The 21,932-nt window shown below is 69.3% G+C and carries 21 protein-coding genes; 7 read left to right on the top strand and 14 right to left on the bottom strand.

From position 1 onward, the window contains the following. Positions 1-5: 5 nt before the first annotated feature. From DEI92_RS03170 to DEI92_RS03150, 6 genes are all read right to left on the bottom strand, one after another. Complete coding sequence (locus tag DEI92_RS03170; RefSeq protein WP_181434610.1) at positions 6-2,066, bottom strand: glycosyltransferase; 2,061 nt, start codon at positions 2,064-2,066, stop codon at positions 6-8. Further along, a complete protein-coding gene (locus DEI92_RS03165; RefSeq protein WP_111012424.1) occupies positions 2,063-3,136 on the bottom strand; it encodes a glycosyltransferase in 1,074 nt (357 codons plus the stop codon). The genes DEI92_RS03170 and DEI92_RS03165 overlap by 4 nt, the downstream gene beginning before the upstream one ends. Continuing rightward, positions 3,127-4,155 (bottom strand): glycosyltransferase family 4 protein, encoded by a 1,029-nt coding sequence (locus DEI92_RS03160; protein ID WP_258370052.1) that lies wholly within the window; start codon positions 4,153-4,155, stop codon positions 3,127-3,129. Before DEI92_RS03160 ends, DEI92_RS03165 begins: the two co-directional genes overlap by 10 nt. Further along, the gene (locus DEI92_RS16785) at positions 4,094-5,431 is read right to left on the bottom strand and encodes a hypothetical protein (RefSeq protein ID WP_258369996.1); all 1,338 of its coding nucleotides are present in this window, start codon (positions 5,429-5,431) and stop codon (positions 4,094-4,096) included. The genes DEI92_RS03160 and DEI92_RS16785 overlap by 62 nt, the downstream gene beginning before the upstream one ends. A 154-nt stretch (positions 5,432-5,585) precedes the next feature. Then, positions 5,586-6,725 carry a glycosyltransferase family 4 protein gene (locus tag DEI92_RS03155; protein WP_181434608.1) on the bottom strand — a complete coding sequence of 380 codons (1,140 nt, stop codon included), beginning with the start codon at positions 6,723-6,725 and terminating at the stop codon, positions 5,586-5,588. After that, on the bottom strand, positions 6,682-8,082 hold the full coding sequence (locus tag DEI92_RS03150) for a lipopolysaccharide biosynthesis protein (RefSeq protein WP_111012284.1): 1,401 nt from the start codon (positions 8,080-8,082) through the stop codon (positions 6,682-6,684). Before DEI92_RS03150 ends, DEI92_RS03155 begins: the two co-directional genes overlap by 44 nt. Before the next feature lie 74 nt (positions 8,083-8,156). On the opposite strand from DEI92_RS03150, the gene DEI92_RS03145 reads away from it, so the two are divergent. Next, positions 8,157-8,855 carry a GDSL-type esterase/lipase family protein gene (locus DEI92_RS03145; protein ID WP_181434607.1) on the top strand — a complete coding sequence of 233 codons (699 nt, stop codon included), beginning with the start codon at positions 8,157-8,159 and terminating at the stop codon, positions 8,853-8,855. 31 nt (positions 8,856-8,886) lie between these two features. Here DEI92_RS03145 and DEI92_RS03140 read toward each other — a convergent pair whose 3' ends face one another. The 4 genes from DEI92_RS03140 to DEI92_RS03125 are packed head-to-tail and all read right to left on the bottom strand — an operon-like array spanning position 8,887 to position 13,397. Continuing rightward, complete coding sequence (locus DEI92_RS03140) at positions 8,887-10,353, bottom strand: sugar transferase (protein ID WP_258369989.1); 1,467 nt, start codon at positions 10,351-10,353, stop codon at positions 8,887-8,889. Positions 10,354-10,372: 19 nt separating this feature from the next. Further along, complete coding sequence (locus DEI92_RS03135; RefSeq protein WP_146249088.1) at positions 10,373-11,365, bottom strand: hypothetical protein; 993 nt, start codon at positions 11,363-11,365, stop codon at positions 10,373-10,375. Then, positions 11,362-11,964, bottom strand: a complete 603-nt coding sequence (locus DEI92_RS03130) for a low molecular weight phosphatase family protein (protein ID WP_111012281.1) — start codon at positions 11,962-11,964, stop codon at positions 11,362-11,364. Before DEI92_RS03130 ends, DEI92_RS03135 begins: the two co-directional genes overlap by 4 nt. After that, positions 11,964-13,397, bottom strand: coding sequence for a polysaccharide biosynthesis tyrosine autokinase (locus DEI92_RS03125; protein ID WP_111012280.1), 1,434 nt, complete (start codon positions 13,395-13,397; stop codon positions 11,964-11,966). Before DEI92_RS03125 ends, DEI92_RS03130 begins: the two co-directional genes overlap by 1 nt. Positions 13,398-13,540: 143 nt before the next feature. Here DEI92_RS03125 and DEI92_RS03120 point away from each other — a divergent pair, with 143 nt between their 5' ends. Further along, the gene (locus DEI92_RS03120; protein ID WP_181434606.1) at positions 13,541-14,284 is read left to right on the top strand and encodes a CPBP family intramembrane glutamic endopeptidase; all 744 of its coding nucleotides are present in this window, start codon (positions 13,541-13,543) and stop codon (positions 14,282-14,284) included. Positions 14,285-14,318: 34 nt separating this feature from the next. On the opposite strand, the gene DEI92_RS16445 is transcribed toward DEI92_RS03120, so the two are convergent. Both DEI92_RS16445 and DEI92_RS03110 read right to left on the bottom strand, forming a co-directional pair. Further along, positions 14,319-14,516: a hypothetical protein gene (locus DEI92_RS16445; RefSeq protein WP_111011311.1), complete on the bottom strand. Its 198-nt coding sequence runs from the start codon at positions 14,514-14,516 to the stop codon at positions 14,319-14,321. A gap of 69 nt (positions 14,517-14,585) precedes the next feature. After that, positions 14,586-14,792 carry a hypothetical protein gene (locus DEI92_RS03110; RefSeq protein ID WP_111011312.1) on the bottom strand — a complete coding sequence of 69 codons (207 nt, stop codon included), beginning with the start codon at positions 14,790-14,792 and terminating at the stop codon, positions 14,586-14,588. Positions 14,793-15,078: 286 nt separating this feature from the next. Between DEI92_RS03110 and DEI92_RS03105 the strand changes: the two genes are divergently transcribed. After that, positions 15,079-15,747: a TetR/AcrR family transcriptional regulator gene (locus DEI92_RS03105; protein ID WP_181434605.1), complete on the top strand. Its 669-nt coding sequence runs from the start codon at positions 15,079-15,081 to the stop codon at positions 15,745-15,747. Positions 15,748-15,900: 153 nt separating this feature from the next. On the opposite strand, the gene DEI92_RS03100 is transcribed toward DEI92_RS03105, so the two are convergent. Beyond that, positions 15,901-16,221, bottom strand: coding sequence for a hypothetical protein (locus DEI92_RS03100; protein ID WP_111011314.1), 321 nt, complete (start codon positions 16,219-16,221; stop codon positions 15,901-15,903). 297 nt (positions 16,222-16,518) lie between these two features. Between DEI92_RS03100 and DEI92_RS03095 the strand changes: the two genes are divergently transcribed. Next, positions 16,519-16,884 carry a hypothetical protein gene (locus DEI92_RS03095; protein WP_111012278.1) on the top strand — a complete coding sequence of 122 codons (366 nt, stop codon included), beginning with the start codon at positions 16,519-16,521 and terminating at the stop codon, positions 16,882-16,884. Between the two features lie 192 nt (positions 16,885-17,076). On the opposite strand, the gene DEI92_RS03090 is transcribed toward DEI92_RS03095, so the two are convergent. Then, entirely contained in the window at positions 17,077-18,369 is a 1,293-nt protein-coding gene (locus tag DEI92_RS03090) for an adenylosuccinate synthase (RefSeq protein WP_111011316.1), read from the bottom strand. Positions 18,370-18,545: 176 nt separating this feature from the next. On the opposite strand from DEI92_RS03090, the gene DEI92_RS03085 reads away from it, so the two are divergent. From DEI92_RS03085 to DEI92_RS03075, 3 genes are read left to right on the top strand one after another with little or no spacing between them, the layout of a single operon-like run. Then, positions 18,546-19,463, top strand: coding sequence for a bacteriorhodopsin (locus tag DEI92_RS03085; RefSeq protein WP_111011317.1), 918 nt, complete (start codon positions 18,546-18,548; stop codon positions 19,461-19,463). Next, entirely contained in the window at positions 19,460-20,737 is a 1,278-nt protein-coding gene (locus tag DEI92_RS03080; protein ID WP_181434604.1) for a lycopene cyclase family protein, read from the top strand. Before DEI92_RS03085 ends, DEI92_RS03080 begins: the two co-directional genes overlap by 4 nt. Next, complete coding sequence (locus DEI92_RS03075; RefSeq protein ID WP_111012276.1) at positions 20,734-21,846, top strand: Brp/Blh family beta-carotene 15,15'-dioxygenase; 1,113 nt, start codon at positions 20,734-20,736, stop codon at positions 21,844-21,846. Before DEI92_RS03080 ends, DEI92_RS03075 begins: the two co-directional genes overlap by 4 nt. Positions 21,847-21,932 lie beyond the last annotated feature (86 nt).

Raw genomic sequence — 21,932 nt, 5'->3', positions numbered from 1 at the left:
GACGCTCATCCTTGGTACTCGCGACCTTGGAGCAGGTCGACTACTCGCGTTCCGGCGCTCGTAATGGAGAACTGGTGGCGGATCAGAGCTCGGTTGGCGTCGTCGTTCAGAGGTCGGTCGAACGCGCGGGCGAGAGCTTCGAGGAGGCCGGTCACATCGCCGGGCGGAAATGCCTCCACGGACGCTTCGGCCAGCTCGGAACGAACGTACGGCAAGTCCGACAGCACGAGCTTCGTGCCAGCTCCCATCGCTTCGAGTACGGCGATGGGCAATCCCTCCTTGACTGACGCGTTGACGAAGACCTCGGCGCGCGCGACCAGGCCAGCGAGTTGCGATGGGTCATCGATTCGGCCCGTGAGCGTCACGCGATCGCGCAAGTTCGCGGACGCTTCCACGCGATTGCGTATGCGGTCGTGATCCGGCCCGGTTCCGACCATCGTGAGCGTCCAACCGCTCGTCGCGGAGTCCTCCCAGGCACGCAACAACGTGTCGAGACCCTTGACGCGCTCGTCGAAGCGTCCCACCCAGATCGCGCTACCCGCAACGCGCTCTTCTTCCGAGTTGATGAAGGTGTCCGATACCCAATTCGGCGCCCACACGACCCGGTCCACGGTCGAACCGCTTCGGACCGAACGGACCGACTCTCGCTCCTGTTTCGTCAATGTGGTGAGGAGGTTCGACCCTCGTGCGATGCGCTGCACCAGCCATCGAGGCGCGGCTGCCACGGGAGTGCCGTGGTGCGCGCCGATGAGCTTGTCGTCCGGCAGCTCGGACATCAAGCCGCCGAAGCGCGGATAGGCGTACTCCTGTGCGTACACGCGATCAAACCCCTGGACGTCGCGGGCGAGTCGCCGTCCTTGCAGATAGCTCAAGAGCTCCCGGAGCTTCCAACGACGGAGCCTCGGAGGGATGACTCGACGGAGCGGAAGCACCGGCACGACCCAGACATCCATGAGGGAGCCCTTCAGTCTCGCGGGTGTTGCACCCGGGACGACGAGCGTGACGTCGGTGCCGCGCGACCGGAGGAGCTCCGCGTACTGCGTGATCCAGGTTCCTCGGTACCGTCCGTTCGCCAGGTCGCCAGCCGTGACGCCAAGCGCCGAGAAGTGGTCCTCGAACGTCTCGCAGCTGGGCACGATGGCAAGTGACGGCGAGTTCACCATGCCCTCGTTCCTCTGGGGCGAGCGAATGCGGTTGGCAGCCGCTATCCCATGCAGGGTGGAGGTCACGAGCCGCAGCCGCGCTCCACGAGCCAAGCGAGCCAGTCCGGGCGCGTGCGGGTATCCGATCACTGCCAGGAACAAAGCGTTGCGGAGTGAACCCTCTCGGCGGAAGAAGCGGAACCCCAAGCGTTCGTTGAACGCCGCCTCGAACACCTTCTCGACGCTGGCCGCCCGATCGTCGCCGGAGAGCCGTGGGGCCGGATGATGATCGACGAGAACCTCGGGGTCGAGAACCAGCCGGTAACCCTGCGCCGCAACGCCCAGGCTGTACAGGAAGTCGTTCCTTGCCTGGGCGCCGCTTCCGGCGAGCGCGTCCACGATGTCGACCCGGAGGAACGGTTCACGCCGGAAACTACAATTCACTCCCTTCAAGTGATCGACCTCTCGCGCCGCCCCGACGGCAAGGTGATGATCACCGACGACGCGACCGGATCGACCGATGCGTGCGGTCATGGCTGACGTTGCTGTTGCTTCCTGCACACCCTCCAGGTCAGCGTCGATCAGGTCACGTCCGCCCACCCCGCCGACGCTGCCGTCCTCGAAATGGCGAAGGAGCCGCGCGCTCCAGTCCGGGTGGACTTCTGCATCGTCGTCTGTGAACGCAACCACCTCGCCACTCGCCGCGATGGCACCAGCTCGCATCGCCCACGCGAGCCCGGGCCGTTCCACCGTGACGACCGACGCATCGAACTGGCTCGCGACGGCGAGTGTCTTCTCGTCGTCCTTTCTGGCGACCACGATGACCTCGTGCGCCGGAGGCTGAAGCCGTTGCGCGGCCGCCAAGGCCCGCCGGAGCGATTCCGGTCGACCGACCGAGGGAATGATGAGGGAGATACGACTCACGAGCGCAGCCCTTCCAGCAGCGTTTTGATCGGCTCGTACACGGCAGGGGCACGGAAACGCCCACTCGCGACACGAGCTTGACGAGCCATCACCGACGCGCGATCGGCATCGAGCAGTGTCGAGGCGATCGCAGCCCCGAAGGCACGAGTATCGCGGACATCGACGGCCACGCAAGAATCATCGGGGATGAGCCAGTCGAACTGCCCGCCTTCGTCGCTGCAGACGATGGGTACTCCAGCCGCCGCAGCCTGCGCGAGTACCTGACCGAACGGCTCTGGAGTACGACTTGCATGGACGAGGACCCATGCGCTTCGAAAGAGAGCCTCGACCTCGACGACGTGTCCCCGCATCTCGAGAGGGAACTCCGCCCGCGGGAGGGGAAACTCATCGCCGAACTCGGCATCGCCGGCGATCACCATCCGCACGCCGGGCACGGCAGCTGTCACCTCGTTCACCGCCTCGATCGCGAGGTCCTGTCCTTTCCACCGAGCGATGCGACCCAGCATGAGCACTTCAGGCGCATCGGCGGGAGCACGATCCACCGAGTAGAAACGGTCCTCGACCGCGGTGGGTACCACGATGCCCGCCACTCGCCAACTCCGACGAGTCAGCTCGCTGTTGAACACGCGGTCAACGGCGAAGTAGCGCATGAGCATACGGAGCACACGTGTGAGCGAGGCAGGGCGATTGCCTCCCGCTCCGAGGTCACGGACGTAACACACCAACGGCACGCGCGCGAGCTTGCACGGGACCGCGAGATGCAACATGCCCTGCACGCTGTTCGACAAGACGACCTCGGGTCGTTCCCGCCGCAGGACCCTGAACACCTCGATCTGCACGTACGCGAGCTGGAGCACAGCCACGAGGCTCTGAAGGAGGGATCGCTGGCGAGAATCCGCCGTGCTTCGGAAACGTCGGACGCTGATGCCGAGCCGGGACGCGCGCTCCGGTAGCGCACCGTCGCCTCGTACCCAGAGCGCCAGATCCAGTGACTTCGCCAAGAGCGGCGCGGCGAGTTCGGCTCCACCGTCTGCTGAGCTGTGGCAGTAGAGCACCCCCTTCACCGACATCCCGCGATCTCCTCGATCTCGCGCACGACATGGGACCACGAAAATCCCAGCGCGTATTCCCGGAGGGCTGACCGCTCTGCTGGGTCAGCCGCAGCAGCGGCACGTATCGCCGCGCTGAGCTGGACGGGATCGCCGAGATCGAACAGATACGGCGCCCTCGCCCACGGGCCCATCGCTTCCCTCAGGCCCCCCTGACCGGTCGAGATGACGGGCAATCCCCGAGCCATCGCCTCGATCACGACCAAACCGAAACCTTCCAGGGATTCTGTCGGGACCACGGCCACGTCGGACGCATCGACGACAGCGAGCAGCTCGTCGTCTGGAACCCGGCCGTGCAGCACGACATTCGCCTGGCGCTCATGCTCCGTGACCCAGTGCTCAATCGCGCCCTCCTGCTCACCACCACCGACGACGTGCAGGACGACCGGGCGGCCGTCCGCGAGGAAGTCGACTTGCTCGAGCGCCTCCAGGAGTCGCAGGTGCCCCATGCGACGCGTCAATCGACGGACGCACACCAAATGGACCTCCGGGCGCTCCGCATGCGCGGTCGCCCGCCCAGCGAATCGCTCGTCGAGGCCGGGCGCGACACGATGCACCTTCTCGGGCACCACACGGAGGTGCTCCACCGCGCCGCGCGCGAACTCGTTGCTCAGGACCACGATCTGGTCGGCCATCCGACCACAGGCCCGTTCCATCGTGCGCATGAGGCTCAGCTTGAGCCTGCTCCTGCTCCCCGCGACCTCCGCCTCCAGCGCCCAGGGTCCGTGGTAGTTGAACACGACCTTGGTCCTCGGTCGCCTCCGCAGCGCTCGTGACGCAGCATGGCCGACGAGGAATGGGGCCGCGTACATCGCGAAATGGACGTTCAGGACATCCACCGGCCCGCTTCGATAGCCGGCTAGGAAGAACCGCCAGATCCGAACTGCAGCGCCACCACGGATGAGGCTGGTGTCCGTCTCAGGCTTGATGGGGCCGCGCGCGACGAGGAGCAATCGCAGGCCGCGGCCACTCCCGCGCACCGCCTCGGAGAGGCCGCGGACGTAGGAGTTTAGGCCCCCGCTCGTCTCGCTCGAGATGTCCTTGCCCACGATCAACCAAGTCGGTGCCGTCATTCCCTGCCTTCATCCCTTGGTCGGTGAGCGCCCCCATGAACAGCCACAAGCACGCGGTCATCCCGTAGAACCCCACGGTCAGCCATTGCCCGATCGATGCGACCAAGCACAGCGCCAAGAGGAGTCTGAGTCGGTCGCGCCCCCGCATCGCCGTGACGGCTGCCACGAGCGCGCGGCCGTAGACGGCGATGAGCGCTACGACGCCGAGTATTCCGGCGGCCAACGAGATGTTCGCGATGTCCACCTCGGCATTCGCGGAGTTGCCGGTGAGCTGCCCCAGCTGACCGAAGCCCGTCCCAATGATCGAACGCAACCCGTTCATGAGGCCGGACACGAGGAGCTGAACGTGCACGGGCGCAGTGGTGTCACTGACTTGATCGCTACCGCTGATGAGAGCGAGCGAGTGAGCCGCGCCGCCCCCGGCGACTCCGACCAGATCGCGTGAGAACGTGACTGCCCCCACAGCGACGACCGACAAGGCGACCAGTAGGCGTACGAGGAAGTACCTGCCACGAACCGCCACGGCGAAAGCAACGGACACGAGGGCGAGGATCAGGAAGGTACGGGTACCGCTGGCAACCGTGGCGACGAGACACACTGCTGCCACCACCGCGACGAGGCCACGCCACCGAGTCAAGCCCAGGATGAGGCAGGACGCGGCGAGGACGAATCCCAACGCCGCGAGGAGAGCGCTCTCCGCCGCGCTACTCGCCAGCCCGAGCGGCCGGACTTCGTTCACGCCCACGTACAGGGACGCGTATCCGTCGTATCGCACCCAACGCTCGTCCCACGGTCGGAGTCCCCACAGGACCTGCGCCAGCATGTAGACCGAGTTGAGCGTCGCGATGAGGAGCACTGATCTGATCACTGTCGTGAGGTTCACACTCCGGGTCCTCCCGAGGAGGAACGCCGCGACGAAGGACAGGAGCAAGGCGCCGGTCAGGAAATTGCTAGCGAGGCCGGCTCCCAAGGGGTTGATTGCGCCCAGCACGCCGGCGCAGAGCATCAACTTGAGCGCGAGCGGGCTCCGCGCCACCCGAACTTCCCGCGATCCCGCGATCGCTGCGACGATCAGCAGTGTGGGCAGCAGCACGATCTGATCGGTCAGGAGGCTCTTCGGATCCCACCATTCGATGAGGCGCCGCCAGAATCCGCTGGAGACTCCGATGACGATCGCCGACACGGCACCGGTCGTTGGGTTCCGCACCGCCAAGGCGACGAGTAGCAGAGCCAGCACAACGAGTGCGGGGCCTGCACCCAGGGACGGGAAGGCGAAGGCCGAGGTCGTTCCGATGACCAGCACCGTGGTGACCGCCAGGGGTGCTACTCGTCTCATCTCAAACAATGCGTCTACTCCAGAGCTTCTCGAGGAGTTCGTCCCGCGCCCGATCAACCGCAGCCGATGAGAAGTGGTCCTCGATGTAACGGCGAGCCCGTTCAGATGAATCGCCGCGGTCAGCAGAGAGGACCGCAGTCAACGCCCTCGTGAAGGCCTCGACGGAACGGTCCGCCACCACGCCGCAACCGGTCTCGCGAACTGCGTCTGCCAAGCCGTGCACCTCAGTCGTGATCACGGGAAGCCCAGCTGCGAGAGCCTCGTGTCCTGCCATGCTGAACGTCTCGTAGCGACTCGCGAGGATGAACGCGTCTGCAGCAAGGAGTTCAGACACCGGGTCACTCGTCCAAGCAGCGTGCTCGACGCGGAGCCCAGCGATCCGCCGCAAGCGGGCGATCTCTCGTCGGCTCCCTGCCCCGAATACCTTCAGTGCTACCGGAGCACCGATCTGACGACTCGAGGCACCGAGGCACCGAGCTGCGAACGCCAACCCCTTTCGCCCCCACTCACCGCCGAGGAACACGACGACCCGCTCGTCCTGATCGTTCTGACGTACCCGGGATCCCGCCACCGTCGTCCGGACGGGGTTCGGAAGGACCTCGACATCACGGTGTCGATAGCGCTTGCTCAAGGCTCGCGCCTCCGAGTGACTCACCGCCACGAGAACCGCCGTCCTACTTCCGAGATGCAGGACGTAGAGCTCCGCGAGCCATGCCGCAGCACGAGCGATCGATTGCGACCCGAATCGCAGGGCGCTGCCCGGCCAGGAGCAGAACCAACCCACTGATCGAAGGTGCTCGGCGTGCCAGAAGTGCATCCACACGCCATCCACCGACGCCGGTGTGATCGCACCGCATGCGAGTACCACGGCGGGCCCCACAGATGCGGCCGTCCGTATCCGGGCGGTCGACAACGCCCAGAACCAGAGGAAGCGGAGGACGAAGGGGCCGGGAATGCGAGGAACACGGTGAACGGTGGCAGCTTCCGAGACCTCCGCCGAGGCCCGGAACGCCACGACCTGCACGTCGTAGCCCTGGTCGACCGCTTTCAGCGCGAACTCCTCCAGCGCGCGTTCCTGCCCTCCCCAGGGACCGAGGTCATGCGCGACCACGACCAGCCGCCGCGGCTCTTCCGATTCCACTTGAACGTGCACTCAACCTCACCCCCGCCATCACTGCCATCACGCAGGCCATGCTCAATTCGTCGAGATGCCCCGTCCCATGGAGGATGAGAATCCCCGCGAGCATGACCACGAATGCGATCGCCGAGGCCACGACGAGACGGACGCCGTTCTGAGCCGCCGAGTCGAAGAAAACCCGGAGCTGCCACTGGTCGTTCAGCAGTTGGAACACGACCAGGATTGCCGTGACCGCGGGCAACTCCTCGTAACCCGCCCCGAACAACGCGCGCCAGAAGAGAACCGTCACGGCGACGATGAGCACGCCGGACGCGACCGAGCTGGCGAAGCCCATCAAGGCCCTGGTCCGGAGGTTGCCTCGCCCTTCTTCGCCGAAGAAGGTCGCGAATCCGGCGTTGTTCAATGCCTGCGTCAACGCTCCTGACGCGGATGAGCAGGTGACGGCGACAGCGTAGATGCCGAGGTGGGCGGGAGCGACGAAAGCACCGAGGGCCAGCTGGTCGAATCGGGCACCGAGACTGTCGAAGGCCGAGGCCAGCCAGTAATGGGTGGAGAACTTCCAGGGCAGCCGACGGGAGACGCCCGCCCGACGCCGGGTGGGAAACGCGAAAGCCGCACCGAGCAGCGTGGCGATCGCTTGGCCGGAGAGGGTCGCGAGGAACGCATTCGCGAGCGTGAGATGACCGATGACGTAGAGCACGACGATCAGCAACGACGGCAGAACGAGCGTCGCTGCACGGATCGCGTTCCAGCTCCACATCCGCTGCTCGAGCAGGAGCCGCTCTCCCCCGAACTGCGCGAACCCCGTTGCGAGCAGCGTCAGCGAGGCGATACGGACGTAGACCTCGACAACGGGAGTGTCCCCGTACAGCACGGGAGCCGAGAAGTAACCCATAGCGGTCGCGGCCACACCGAGCACGGTCATCACGAGGTAGGAGCGCCGCGGCGTGACGAGCTGCGCCTTCTCCTCGACGGCGGCTCCCCGAGGCACCCCCAGGAACGCCATCCACGCAAGGAGCTGAACGACGACGAAGGTGGCCGCGAGCTCACCCCGACCCGTCGCACCGAGGGCGTGAGCGAGTGCTGGCGCGGACAGCACGCTGAGACCCATCCCGAGATAGGTGATGCCAGTCGTCCAGACAACCGGGCTCTGGGCCAGGGCCTTCAACTCCAGCTGACGCGCGTCCCGGACGATGGAGTACAGCCGCGATGCGCCCATCGGGCTGCCGGAAGTCGTGCTGCGTTCGCGTCGGGCGCTCACCAGCACCTCCTGAAGGATGCATCTCCGGTGCGCCAGGATGACGAACTCGTGCGTGACAGACACCGTGTCGTTCGAGTACGACAGGGGCCCCTGTGCCATGCCGCGTGCTCGACGCCACCCCGGATCCTACCGGACACCGTGGTTCTCGCTGGAGGTGCCGATACCATCACCCTGTGGTCGCACAGACGCTTCTCCTGCTGGGCGATTCCATCGCCAACGGTCTCGGCGTTCGCCGCCGGACGTACGGACAGATCGTCGCCGCGGAGCTCGGTCATCGCTTGATCGATCTCTCTCGTACTGCTCGGCAAGTATCCGAATCCCTGCAGTTGACGCGAGGGTTGACCGAGCGCCCGACCATCGCTCTCGTCGCGCACGGCATCACCGAGAGCATTGTCCGGCCGCGACCGCGCGCGCTCGCGCTGGTCCCGCCGCGTTGGCGTCGCACCGGTTGGATGGATCCTCGTCCCTACTTCTCGTCCCACCCGAACAAGCGGCGGATCCAGATGGTCGAGAGCGGCGTTCGCTGGCGAGTTCGGAATGCACTCATCCATGTCGGCGGAGGCGACCAGCTCCAGAGTCTCGACTCGTTCTCCGATGACCTGCAGCAGATCGTCGAAGACCTGCAAGCCCGCGGCACACGGGTGTTGACGCTCGGTCAGCCCAGTCTCGACGGACGGTACTTCGCGGGAAGCCCAGCGGAATCGCAGCGATACGAGGGGGCGATGCAGGCGCTCGATGCCGAGCACGTGGTCCTGCGCGGCCGATTGCGAGAGTGGGGCGACTTCCTCGCCGACCACTTCCACCCGAACGACGACGGACATGAAGCGATAGCAGACATCGTCCTCGCGGCGATCCGGGGAACGCAGGGCTGATCGCTCCCACGTCCGGACGTCGAGAGCCCGATTAGTAGGCACCGTGACTCGCCACCACTGCCCGCAACGTCCGCCACAGGATCACCAGGTCCCCGGTGATCGACCAGTTCTCCACGTAGTACAGATCCAGCCGCACCGAGTTCTCCCACGACAGATCGGACCGCCCGCTGACCTGCCACAGTCCGGTCAGGCCCGGCTTGACGAGGAATCGGCGGTGCACGTGTCGGTCGTACTGCTCGACCTCACGCTGCAGCGGCGGACGCGGGCCGACGAGCGCCATGTCGCCGAGCAACACGTTGAACAGCTGCGGGAGCTCGTCCAGGCTGTACCGCCGCATGAACGAGCCGACGCGGGTCACCCGGGGGTCGTTGCGCATCTTGAACAGCACGTCGTTGCCCTCGGCGCGGTCGAGCTGGCTGACCTCCTGGATCCGGCTCTCGGCGTCGACGACCATCGACCGGAACTTGATCATCCGGAACGTCGAGCCGTTGAGGCCGACGCGCTCCTGCAGGAACAGCACCGGGCCCGGCGAGGTGACCTTCACGGCGATCGCGAGCAGCAGGAACACGGGCGACAGCACGATGACGAGCACGGCGGCGATCGCCAGGTCGAACACCCGCTTGGTGTAGAGCTTGCGGCCCGAGTACGTCGGGGTCTCGACGTGGATCAGGGGCAGGCCCTGCACGGGCCGCGTGTGGATGCGGGGACCACCGATGTCGGTCAGGCTCGGCGCGACGACCAGGTGCTGCTGGCCGGGCTCGAGCGACCAGCTCAGCTCGCGCACGCGCTCGGGCGGTAGGTCGTCCGCGCTGGTGATCACGACGGTGTCCGCGTGCGTCGCGTCGAGCGCGTGCTGCAGGTCGTCGAAACCGCCGTAGGAGTGCAGGTCGGTACCCGGCAGGACGCCGACGAGTCCGGTGGAGACGGCCGCGCCGAGCACGCGGTAGCCGGCGGCCGGTTGGCGCTCGAGCTGCGCGGCGATGTGGCGCACGCTGGCGGGTGAGCCCACGAGCAGCACGCGGGCGGAGTACCGCCCCTGCTTGCGCTGCAGGATGAGCCACTGCCGCCACATCCACCGCGAGAACAGCAGCACCAGGATGCCGATGGGGAACGCGATGAGCACGTAGCCGCGGGCGAGCTCGAGGTGCAGCAGGAACGCGGCGATCGCGAACAGGCCGAAGACGCGGATGCTCGAGTCCGCGACCAGGCGGTACTCGGTGCTGCCGACGCCGATCACGCGGTCGCCCCGGGTGTCGTAGACGCCGAGTGCGAGCGTCCACACCACGATCACGAACACCGAGATCCCGGTGTAGCTGAGCTTCAGGTCGTTCTCGTTCGACACGAGGTTGGAGCGCAGGCCGAGCCAGGCGATCTGCACGCCGAACACCACCCACGCCAGGATGAGGACGTCCGTGATCACCAGACGGCGCGCGAACGCACGACTCCAGCCCAACGTCGATGCGTCGGTCTGGAGGGCCGTCTCGCGTTCCGCGGTCATGGTCGCCGCCGCCTCCCGGTCACCACGTCGCGCCCCCATCGGTCGACGTCAGCACCTGCGACCCGCTCCAGACGGACACCCTGCTGTCGGTCTGGGCGATCGCCACGGCGCCACTCGTGGTCGTCGCGGGAGCGCACCCGGCGTGGGTCGGCTTCGACCCCGCGGCGGCGGCCGCCGTGGTGAGCGTGTCGACCTCGACGCCGTGGCACGTCGAGCGGCCGGTGCGTGCGAGCGTGAACCCGCTGTCGGTGGCGGTGGCCGCGACGAGTCCGGAGACCGGCACCTGCACCCAGTCGTCGGCGGCGGTCTGCCGGACCGCCAGCACCCCGGGGCAGACGACGGCGGCGGTGGTGCCGTTCGTCAGGACCTGGGTCGGCGACGCGCACGGCGAGGCGGACGTGCCCGACGACATGTGGATGCGCGAGTCGGTCGTCACGTAGTCGGAGACCAGAGCCGCATCGTCCGCGGCCCAGTACTCGCCGTCGGTGTACGACGACAGCGCGGTCTCGGCACAGCTGGCGCCGGTGCCGGCGACGATGCTCGTCTTGACGCCGCCGGCGTCGAGCCCGGCGACGGTGTGGACGTCGTACTGCGCGGTCGATCCCGCCTTCCAGGTCGCTCCGCCGTCGGTCGACCGCTCGACGACGGCGTCACCGCCGGTGCACGACCCGGACGTCGCGCGCCAGAGCTCGGAGGCGCTGACGGCGACGAGGAACCGCCGCTGACCGTCAGCCGCAGCGGTCGGGGTCCCGGTGGCCGACGGGGTCGGGTCGGCGGTCGCGCTGGCCGAGGCCGAGGGACGAGCGGTGGGGGTCGCGGTCGCAGCCGGGACACTGCTGAACGTCGGGATCGGTGCTGCCTGGCCGTTGTCCCCGGGGGCGGTCCGCCCGAGCGCCACGGTCACCAGGAGCACGTCGACCACGACGAGCACCACGACCACGGCGGCCACCCAGACCAGCGCCTGTCGCGACACTGCGAAGCCCAGACGCCCTTTCCCCCCGTTCGAGCTCATCCCCGACTGCCCCCTGCTGTCGTCGAGTGGATCGCGGTCGTGATGGTCCCGACCGCCCCGGCGAGCACGTCGGCCACGCGCTCGTGGACCTCGGGCGACCGCCGGTACGGGTCCTCGACGTCGTCGTCAGCCGGGTCGGCCGGCGGCGGCACCATGCCGCGCGCGGCCGCGACGGTCGTGACGAGCGAGGCCAGGTCGGTCACGGCCTCCAGGTCCGCGGGCTCGAGCCCGCGCAGCACCCGCGCGAACTGGAGGATCGTGAACGTCCGCCGCGACGCCCGCGGCAACAGCGACACCACGGCAGCGCGGTGCGCCCGTTCCGCGGTCAGGATCAGGTCGGCGTCGGCGACGATGCGCTCCGTGAGGTACCGGGACCGGTGGTCGTTGGGGTCGCCTCCCAGCCGTTCCGACTGCACGGCGGCGGTGACGTCCATCGGCGCGCCGTCGTCGGCCATGGTCCCGGCGCTGGCGACGACGATGCCGGGCAGGTCGGCGAGCTGCGCGCGGAGCAGCTGCGCCGCCAGCGGAGACCGGCAGATGTTGCCGGTGCAGACGGTGAGGATCGTGAACGGACGGGCGGTTGCCTCCCCCGTCGTCATCAGTCCGCTTTCCGCAGCGGACCGACGCCGGCGCTGGGCTTGCGGGGGATCTCGGCCTCGTCCTCGTTGTCCAGCCCGTAGCCGTACGCGTAGCCGTACCGGCCGTAACCGTAGGCACCCGGACCCTTGGTCGGCATCATCGTCAGGACGAACCCGGCGATCGGTGCCCCGACGTTCTCGAGCGTCGACGCGGCGCCGGCGAGCTGCGCCTTGTGGGTCTTGCCCGAGGCGACGGCGACGATCGCGCCGCTCGCCTTCTTCGACAGGATGGCCGCGTCGGTGACCGGGAGGAGCGGGGGCGCGTCGAACAGGATGTAGTCGTACTCCTGCTCGAGGCGCTCGATGAGCAGCTGCATGTTCCGCGAGCCGAGGAGCTCCGACGGGTTCGGCGGGATCGGCCCGGCGGGCATGACGCGCATCGCACCGCGACCCCAGGGCTGGGCGACGTCGTCGAGGTCGGCGCGGCCGATGAGCACGTCGGTCAGACCCGCAGCGCCCTCGACGTCCATGTACTGCGCGACCTTCGGCCGGCGCAGGTCGGCGTCGATGAGGATGACCTTGTACCCGGCGGTGTCGAGCGCGATCGCGAGGTTCGCGACGGTGGTGCTCTTGCCCTCGGACTCGACCGACGACGTCATGACGAACGTGCGCGCCGGGCCGTCGAGGTCGAGGAACTGCAGGTTCGTGCGCAGGGTGCGGAACGACTCGGCGCGCGGGCTGCGCGGGTCGGCCTGCACGATGAGCGGACGCGTCGCCGCCTTGTTGTCGAAGGCGATGCCGCCGATGATCGGCTTGGTGCTGATGCGCTCGATGTCGGTCTCGGTGCGGACGCGGTTGTCGAGCGTCTCGCGGAGCACGGCCACGCCGACGCCGAGCGCCAGGCCGACGAGCAGGCCGAGGACGATGTTGACCGGCACGTTCGGGCTGACCGGCTTCGAGGGGACCTGGGCCTCCTTGACGCGGGTGAGCTTGACCGTGCTCTGACCGTTCGCGTCCGTCGCCTCGATGTTCTGCACGACGTTCGTCAGGCTCGACGAGGTCGCGTTCGCGATGTCCGCCGCCCGCACCGGGTCGACGTCGGTCACGTTGATCGTGATGAGCGTGGTGCTCGTCGGGGCGTCGGCGCTGACGAGGCCGGCGAGCTGCTCGGCCGTCATGTGCAGGTGGAGCTTGGCGATGACCGGCAGGAGCACGATCGGCGTGCTCACGAGGTTCGAGTAGGTGACGACGCGCTGCTGCGTGAACGTGTTGCCCTGCGCCAGGTCGGACGCGCTGCCGCTCGTCTCGGTGGAGACGAACACCTGCGCCGACGCGGCGTACTGCGGCGTCTTGGCGATCGAGAACCCGGCCGCTGCTGCCACCCCCACGAGCGCGAGGATGAGGATCATCATCCAGCCCTTGCGTAGCACCGTGATGTAGTCGCGAAGCTCCACGCTCCAGCCTTCCCCGAACTGACGTCACCGATGCTCCTGATGCGTCGTGTGACAGCCACCGGTGAGGAAATAGTGCCATACCGATGAGGAGGGATCGGGTTCGTCATGCACATCGGGCTGGACCTGACCCCTACGGTGAGTGCATGAGCGCCGAAGAACCGACGATCGCTCCGCCGCGTCGCCGGAGTCTCCTGCCCCTCGGGATCGCCCTGGTCATCGTGGTCGTGCTCGAACGGATCGTGAGCAGCGCGGTGCAGCGGGGAGCGGTGCCGAGCGCTCCCGTGCAACTGCTGCTGTCGGACCTGGCGTCGTGGGTGCCCCTCGTTCTGGGGGTGCTCTGGTACCTGCACGACCGCGGCGCGACCTCGGTCGTCGATCGCCTGGGCCTCCGGATCAGCGTGTTCGACGTCTTCCCGGCCATCGCGATCGCCTGCCTGGCGCGGGCCGTGGACGGGTTCCTCAACCTGGCGATGTTCGACAGCACGGGACTCAGCCCGCAGCCGGTGCTCGGCGGCGGGGTCCAGGTCGCGGTGCTCACGCTCACGGTGCTCGGTCCGTGCATCCTGTCGCCCTTGATCGAGGAGCTGTTCTTCCGCGGCACACTGCAGCCACTGCTCGCCGATCGGATCGGCGGCGAGGACGACCGACGGAGCAACCTCCGGCTCGCGACCGTCCTGGGCGTCGTGGCTGCCGCGGTGCTGTTCGCCGCGATGCACGTCCTCGTGGCGAACACCACGGTCGAGGGGGCGTTCGTCACCTTCGTGAGCACGTTCGTCCTCGGGCTGCTGCTCGGGACGTTCGTCGCCGTCACGAAGCGACTCGGCGGCGCGATCCTGGCGCACGTCCTGTTCAACGCGATCGCGGTCGCGCTCACCTGGCCTCGGTGAGCACGACCGCGATGCGGTGAGCATGGGCGCTCGATCAGTGGATGACCGGGTGCACGTGCTCGTACGCCAGCCACACGAGTGAGACCGACGACGCCGTGACGACGCCGAGCGTGGCCCACTGGTGCCAGGTCGCGCGGAAGCGGCCGTAGCGGTCGCGCTGCGCGGTGTGCTGCATGTGCCGGATCTGCGTACGGGAGTAGCGATTCTGGGCGCGGTTGTAGACGGGTTGCATGGTGGCCTTTCGGGTAGGAACCAAGCGGATTCGGGATTTCGGGTAGCCGAAAAATAACGTGAGAGGGCCTCAGGGGCTAGTGCGGACGGGGCGACGCGGCGCCCGCCAGTGCGGCTGCGGGACCAGCCCATCACCCGCCGGCACCGTCACGTGGTCCTCGCCGCGCTCGCAGAAGCAGGCGAGCAGGATCGGCGTGCCGTCGTGGAGCTGGTGGAACGTCTCGACGTGGGGCCGCGGCTGCCCGCCATCGCTCGTCGGCTGTGTCTCGTCCGGCATGGATCGATTCCCCCTGGTCCCCGACCACCTCGTCCGGAGCGGCGACACCGTGGTACTCCAACGAGGAACCGGGAAGCGCTCCTCGACCACCGCCCCGGACGGGTGTCCTCTACCCCGCGCGCAGACCCGAAACCGGCGCGGAGCGAGGTGCGACACATGTTGCCTGGTTCGGACACGTTCCACAAGTCGTTCGTCTGGCGAACCGGCCGGTGGCGGCCGGGCGGTGCCGCAGGGTCCTCGCCGCTCTGCTCGCCGCCCTGCTCCCCGATCCGGATACGGTGATGCGATGCACGACCAGCGATCGACGACCAACCACCGTCAGGAGCAGAAGGCGAACACCCGTGCCGCGATCCTGCGCGCCGCCGCGACGGAGTTCGCGACCCGGGGCTACGCCGGCACGAGCATCGCGAGCATCGCAGCGGCCATGGGCAAGCCGAAGTCAGCCGTGGGGCACCACCAGTTCGCGTCGAAGCAGCAGATCGCCGAGGCGATCGTCCGGCAGCAGCAGGAGACGTGGGCCTCGATGCGGGCGGAGGTCGAGCAGGCGACGCCGCCCGGACTCGGCCGGTTGCTGCGCCTCCTCATGACGGCGGCGCTCGACGCGCGCGAGCATCCGAGCGCACTCGCCGCAGTGCGCCTCCTGGCCGACCAGCGTGCGAACGGGATCACCCTGCCGCGCTCGACGGTGCCGTGGCGGGCGTACGTGGCTGAACAGTTCCAGATCGACATCGACGCCGGGCGGATCCCGTCCGACCGCCCCGCCGAGGAACTCGCGCGACGGCTGCTCAACGCGAGCTTCGGTGTGTTCGACGCCGAGAGCCGCGGACTCCAGGCCATCGACACCGAAGCGGCACTCCGGGCGCTGTGGGCGGACCTCCTGGCCGGGGTCGGCGTGACGGACGTCGACGCCGTGCTCGAGCAGGTCGGCGCGGTGGACGCCGCGCCCCCCGCCTGACGCGCCGATCCGACTGCGGCCCGACCGCGGACGGGCGGTCGCACGACCGCACCCGTCCGCGCGACCGCCGACCGCGCGACCGCCCGGAACGACGAACGCCCCCGCTGCCGGAGCAGCGAGGGCGTGAGGCCGTCGATCGTGGAGCGCTCGACCTCAGCGGATCGGGCGGATGACGTTCGGGAGCATGAGGTGCAGGTGCTCCGAGAGCTTGGCCTGGGCGTCCTCGAGCGAGGCGTAGTCGCCGATGTACTGGCCGAAGGTGTCCGACGCGAAGTAGTGCGCGCCCTGCTTGTCGACCGTGCCGCCGTAGTAGCCGCCGTAGCTCGCGACCCAGAGGCCCTTGTCCGCCTCGGTCCACGTGATCTGCGCGCGGGTCACCTGGCCGGCGGCTGCGGCTTCCGCCTCGAGGATCGCGATGGTGTCCACGGTGTCCGTGTCCAGGGTGACGTCGGAGTGGGAGATGGTCATGCTCATGTCGCGGCCTCGCTTTCCTTCGGGGTACGTCTGCGGTACTCCTCCACCGTACGAACCACGGGTCCGAGCGCGCCAGTCGAGCCCGTGATCTCCCGGGATCCTCGGAGCAGCAGGCAAGGCGAGGCCCGGATTCATGGGTCACGCATGACTCCCGCTATCCCCCGCGTTGGGGTACAGGGGTACACACGCGTCACACCGAGGCGGCCCTGGCACCTGCGACTCCTGACACCCCGGCCCCTGGTGATCGATGGGAACACCTGGTCGAATGACTCCCACCCCCGACCGTCAGGAGGACGAGTGCACGCCGGAGACCTGTCAGCCGCGCTGTGGAACGAGCGCGCGCTGCTCGAACGCCTCGTCGGCGCGATCCGGACCGCGCGCCCCGCAGCCGAGTGCGACGCCGTCCTGGAGGACCTCCGTGCCGCCCGCCTCGTCCGTGACATCCACCTCGCCACCGTCCTCCGCGATCTGCACCGCGCCGAGGATGCGGGCCTGTCCGCGTTGCTCGAGCCGGGCCTCCCGGCCCCGTGGGGCCTGATCCTGCCGGAGCACGTGGCGGCGATCCGAACGCTCGCGGCCGAGGTCGACGCGCAGGACCGCGCGCACCCCGGTGCCGCGCCCGCGCGCTGGCCGGCGTTCGCGGCCGCCGCCGGCTACCGCTGACGCCCGGGCGGCCGGCCGGCCACCGGCGTCCGGCCGCACGTCGGCCTGGGACCACCGGCGTCCGGCCGCTCCCCCGAACCGCGAGATCGCAGTCGTTGCCGCTTCGACCCGGGTCATACCGGCAACGACTGCGATCTCGCGGGAGAGAAGGGGCGCCACCGGCCTCGGCCGGAGGGGGCGCCGCGGCGTCGGCTACTCGGCGCCGAGGAGGTCGTGGCGCACGACGATCGCGTCACGGCCGGGGCCGACCCCGATCGCGGAGATGCGGGCGCCCGACATCGCCTCGACCGCGAGCACGTAGTCCTGCGCGTTCTTCGGCAGGTCGTCGAAGCTCCGCGCGCCCGAGATGTCCTCGGACCAGCCGGGGAACTCCTGGTACACGGGCACGGCGTGGTGGAAGTCCGACTGCGACACCGGGACCTCGTCCATGCGCTCGCCGTCGACCTCGTACGCGACACAGACCGGGATCGTCTCGAGGCCCGTCAGGACGTCGAGCTTCGTGAGCACGAAGTCCGTCACACCGTTGATCCGGGCCGAGTACCGGGCGATCGGGGCGTCGTACCAGCCGCAGCGGCGCGGCCGTCCGGTCGTCGTGCCGAACTCGAACCCGTTCGCACGGAGGAACTCCCCCGACTCGTCGAACAGCTCGGTCGGGAACGGGCCGGCGCCGACCCGGGTCGTGTACGCCTTGACGATGCCGATGACGCGTTCGATGCGGCCGGGACCGATGCCGGAACCCGTGGCGGCGCCGCCCGCCGTGGCCGAGGACGACGTGACGAACGGGTACGTGCCGTGGTCGACATCGAGCATGGTGGCCTGGCCGGCCTCGAAGAGGACGGTGTCGCCGCGCTCGAGCGCCCGGTGGATCTCGAGCGCCGTGTCGGTCACCATCGGGCGGAGCCGGTCGGCGAACGACAGGAGCGACTCGACGACCTCCTCCGCCTCGATCGCCCGGCGGTTGTAGACCTTGACCAGCAGGTGGTTCTTCTGCTCGAGCGCGGCCTCGACCTTCTGCCGCAGGATGTTCTCGTCGAAGATGTCCTGGATCCGGATGCCGACGCGGTTGATCTTGTCGGCGTAGGTCGGCCCGATGCCCCGGCCGGTCGTGCCGATCTGCCGCTTGCCGAGGAACCGCTCGGTCACCTTGTCGATGGTCCGGTGGTAGTGCGTGATGACGTGGGCGTTCGCCGACACCCGCAGCTTCGAGACGTCGACCCCGCGGGCCCGGAGCGCGTCGAGCTCCTGGAACAGGACCTCGAGGTCGACGACGACGCCGTTGCCGATGACCGGCGTGACGCCCGGCGTGAGGATGCCCGACGGCAGCAGATGCAGGGCGTACTTCTGTCCGTCGACCACGACCGTGTGCCCGGCGTTGTTGCCGCCGTTGAACTTGACGACGTAGTCGATGCGGCTGCCGAGGAGGTCGGTGGCCTTCCCCTTGCCCTCGTCCCCCCACTGGGCTCCGATGATCACGACTGCGGGCATGTGGTTCTCCTCACGTCTGCGGAGGACCGGGCCCGACCGAGCGGCCGGTGGTCCACCCGAGTCTATCGGCCTCGTTTCCCCCGTTACCTGGGGCGTCGGGCAGTCGCCTCCGAGCATCGTCAGGGCGGTCCGCAGCGCGCGGCGGCCGCCCCGGTGGCCACGACGAGAGGTGCAGCATGCACGACGACACCATCGCCCCTTGGAAGGTGCCCCTGACCGAGGCCGAACACTCCGTGATCCTCTACGCGCTGGCGGTGGCGGGCCTGGCCATGATCGCCTACTTCATCAAGTCGTGGACGTCGCGCAACGAGGTCTCGCCGCGCTACCGCACCTCGGTCTACGCGAGCATGGGGATCACCGCGGTCGCGTTCCTGTCGTACGTGCTGCTCGTCATCAAGTTCGACCTCGGCTACGACCAGCACGGCAGCCGGTGGCTGCCGAACAGCGACGCGATGCTGAGCTGGACCCCGCGGTACATGGACTGGACGGTCACCGTCCCGATGCTCATGATCGAGCTCATCGGCGTCGCGATGCTCGCGGGGCCGGCGGCTCGACGCGTCCGGTTCGTCGGCATCGGTGCCGCGTTCCTCATGATCGCGACCGGGTACATCGGCGGCGTGGTCATCGACGACGGGGAGTCCCTGGGCGGCCTCGCGCTGTGGGGGTCGATCTCCGGCGTGTTCATGGTGGTCCTGTACATCGTGATCATCTACGTCATGGTGGGGAGTCGCCGGCAGTTCGCCGACGGGGAGGCGATCGGCACCTACACGAACGCGTGCATCCTGCTGCTCGTCACCTGGTTCGTGTACCCCATCGTGTTCGGCCTGCAGGGCTGGGGCCACGGTGGCGCCGTCACCACCTGGATGCAGGTGCTGCTCTCCGCCGCCGACATCGCGGCCAAGGTGGGCTTCGGCGCCATGATCCACAAGGTCGCGAAGCTCCGCACGGCAGCCGACGTCCGCGACCACGAGGACACGCACCCCGAGTCGGTGTGGTGGTCGTCGGTCAAGGTCTCGGACGCGGTCCTGCCGCCGCTGTCGGAGTCGGTCCGCGCCTCGGCGCAGGGAGCGCCGCGGGTCAAGCGCCCCCGGTGAGCGGCGCGCTCGCGCATGACGCCCGCCCGGGCACGACGCGCCGCGCGGGCACGGGCACGACGCCAGCGCCGGAGCCCGGGTCCGCGCGCAGACCCGTCCCGGTCGACTACGCAGTGCTCGGCGCGGGGTGCGCGGGGCTCGCCACCGCGATCGCCCTCCCCGAGGGCAGGTCGGCCGGGTCCGTCGTGTTGCTCGACGCCCGCACGGCCTACACGGACGACCACACGTGGTCGTTCTGGCACGTGGAACCGACACCGTTCGACGACTGCATCACGGCGCGCTGGTCGTCCTGGGCCGTCTGTGCGGGTGGGCGCACCGTGACGACGACGGCCGCCGCGACCCCGTACGTCTCGATCCGTGCGTCCGACTACTACCGGGAGGCCCTGCATCGGCTGGCGGGGCTGGCCGACGTCCGGCTCCGGCTCGGCACCGCCGTCACCGGGGTTGACGCCGGTCCTGACGGCAGCACGGTTCGGACGCCATCGGGCGACGTTCCGGCCCGGCGCGTGGTGGACGCCCGCGGGCCGGTCGACACCAGGCCGGAGGACGGCGGCGGTGCGTTCGCGCAGCGCTTCCTCGGCGTCCGGGTCCGCGCGCACCGTCCCGTGTTCGACCCCGGGGTGGTCACGCTGATGGACTTCGACGTCGACCAGTCCCGCGGGATCCACTTCGTGTACGTCCTGCCCACGTCGACGACCGAGGCGCTCGTCGAGGACACCTACCTGACGGAGGCGGCGGTGCCTCGCGCGGTCCTCGAGGCGGGGATCACGACGTACCTCCGGGAGCGCCACGGACTCGGCCCCGACGAGCTCGACCGCATGGGCGGCGAGCACGGCGTGATCCCGATGCGGCTCGCTGGGCGTGATGTGCCGCCGGACATCGTCGGCGTCCGTGGAGGAGCGGTGCGACCGAGCACCGGGTACGCGTTCCTGCGGATCCAGCGCGCGGCCGCCGGGCTCGCCGCGGGGCATCGGACCCCGCCCCGCGGACCGATGCGGACGTGGGTGCTCGACGCCGTGTTCCTGCGGTTCCTCCAGGACCGCCCCGACGCGGTCCCGGGTGTCTTCCTCCGGATGTTCGACCGGGTCCCGGGGGACGCCCTGGTCCGGTTCCTCACCGAGCGCTCGACGGTCCGCGACGACCTGCGGATGGTCCTGGCGCTGCCGACGGTCCCGTTCCTGCTGGCGGCGGTCCGGGTGGTCGTGCGGGCGCTGCTCGCCACGGCACGGGATCGGCGAGCGGGACGGCTGGCGGACCGCTCGGCGCCCGGATGAGCAGCGCGGGCCTCCCGGAGGTCACGACCGCGCCAGCCGACCTGCCACTGGACGGAGCCCTGCGCGGTGCCGTGCGGGGACGGGTGCTCCGGCCCGCCTCGGTGGTCCTCGGGGCCGTGCTGGTCGCCTGCGTCGCCCTCCGCGCCGCCGAGGTGCAGATCCCCCCGGCGGTGCAGCTCGTGCCGTTCGCGCTCAGCCTCGTCGTGTTCGGCCTGCCGCACGGCGCGCTCGACCACCTCGTGCCGGTGCGCATGCGAGCGACAGCGCGGGCGCCGCTGTCGGTGTTCGTGGTCGTCGTGGCGTACCTGGTCCTCGGTAGCGCGACCGCAGTGCTCTGGTGGGCGGCACCACTCGTCGGCTTCGCCGGCTTCATCGCGCTGACGTGGTTCCACTGGGGACAGGGCGACCTGTGGGTGCGACAGTCCGTCGAGACGCGGCCGGCATCCGTGCCGCTCGCGGTCGGGACCGTCGTCGTCCGCGGTGGGATCCCGATGCTCGTGCCGTTCGTCACGCAGCCGGCGGTGTACCGACAGGTCCTGCTCGACACCGCGGGCGTGGTGCGGCACGTGCCCCCGGGCGACGTCGCCGCGGTGTTCCAACCCACCGTCCGCGTGGCCGTCGGTGTGGCGTTCGCCGCCACGGTCCTCCTGACCGTCCTGGTGGAGGCGTGCTCAGCCCGGGCCCATCCGGCGCAGCGTCGCGCGTTCGGACGGGACCTGGGCGCGACCCTGTTCCTCGTCGCGTTCTTCGCCGTCGTACCGGCGGTCCTGGCTGTCGGTCTGTACTTCTGCCTGTGGCACGCGCTCCGGCACATCGTCCGGCTCGAGCTGCTCGACCCGGCGTCGGCGTCGGACCTGCGCGCCGGGCGTCCGGTCCGGCCGTTCCTGCGGTTCGCGCGCGACGCCTGGCCGGTCACGGCGATCGCGACGGCCATGCTCGTGGCACTCGCCCTGCTCCGCCGCGGTGAGGGTTCACCGCTCGGCGTGTACCTCGCGTTGATCGCGGCGCTCACCGTCCCGCACGTCGCGGTCGTGGCCTGGATGGACCGGCGACAGGGCGTGTGGGGCGTGCGCCGGCACGGTCGGGAGGCGCGGCGCGTCGAGGGCTGATGCGCGCCTCGTGACTCGCCCCACGGTGCCGAGGTGGCAGCACACTCCGCTTCCCACCGCCCCCGTTGACGGCGCGTTCTGCGATC

The sequence above is a fragment of the Curtobacterium sp. MCBD17_034 genome, from assembly GCF_003234515.1.
GTDB lineage: Bacteria > Actinomycetota > Actinomycetes > Actinomycetales > Microbacteriaceae > Curtobacterium.
Note: the sequence above shows the minus strand (reverse complement) of the source record. Positions and strands in the feature narration are given on the sequence as shown.

Excerpts from the sequence above, each read along its gene's own strand:
- DEI92_RS03085 (WP_111011317.1), top strand. The coding sequence starts at position 18,546 with ATGCACGACGACACCATCGCCCCTTGGAAGGTGCCCCTGACCGAGGCC.
- DEI92_RS03075 (WP_111012276.1), top strand. The coding sequence starts at position 20,734 with ATGAGCAGCGCGGGCCTCCCGGAGGTCACGACCGCGCCAGCCGACCTG.
- DEI92_RS03165 (WP_111012424.1), bottom strand. The coding sequence starts at position 3,136 with ATGTCGGTGAAGGGGGTGCTCTACTGCCACAGCTCAGCAGACGGTGGA.
- DEI92_RS03090 (WP_111011316.1), bottom strand. The coding sequence starts at position 18,369 with ATGCCCGCAGTCGTGATCATCGGAGCCCAGTGGGGGGACGAGGGCAAG.
- DEI92_RS03135 (WP_146249088.1), bottom strand. The coding sequence starts at position 11,365 with ATGAGCTCGAACGGGGGGAAAGGGCGTCTGGGCTTCGCAGTGTCGCGA.
- DEI92_RS03110 (WP_111011312.1), bottom strand. The coding sequence starts at position 14,792 with ATGCCGGACGAGACACAGCCGACGAGCGATGGCGGGCAGCCGCGGCCC.
- DEI92_RS03100 (WP_111011314.1), bottom strand. The coding sequence starts at position 16,221 with ATGAGCATGACCATCTCCCACTCCGACGTCACCCTGGACACGGACACC.
- DEI92_RS03105 (WP_181434605.1), top strand. The coding sequence starts at position 15,079 with ATGCACGACCAGCGATCGACGACCAACCACCGTCAGGAGCAGAAGGCG.
- DEI92_RS03150 (WP_111012284.1), bottom strand. The coding sequence starts at position 8,082 with ATGGCACAGGGGCCCCTGTCGTACTCGAACGACACGGTGTCTGTCACG.
- DEI92_RS03120 (WP_181434606.1), top strand. The coding sequence starts at position 13,541 with ATGAGCGCCGAAGAACCGACGATCGCTCCGCCGCGTCGCCGGAGTCTC.
- DEI92_RS16445 (WP_111011311.1), bottom strand. The coding sequence starts at position 14,516 with ATGCAACCCGTCTACAACCGCGCCCAGAATCGCTACTCCCGTACGCAG.
- DEI92_RS03140 (WP_258369989.1), bottom strand. The coding sequence starts at position 10,353 with ATGACCGCGGAACGCGAGACGGCCCTCCAGACCGACGCATCGACGTTG.
- DEI92_RS03130 (WP_111012281.1), bottom strand. The coding sequence starts at position 11,964 with ATGACGACGGGGGAGGCAACCGCCCGTCCGTTCACGATCCTCACCGTC.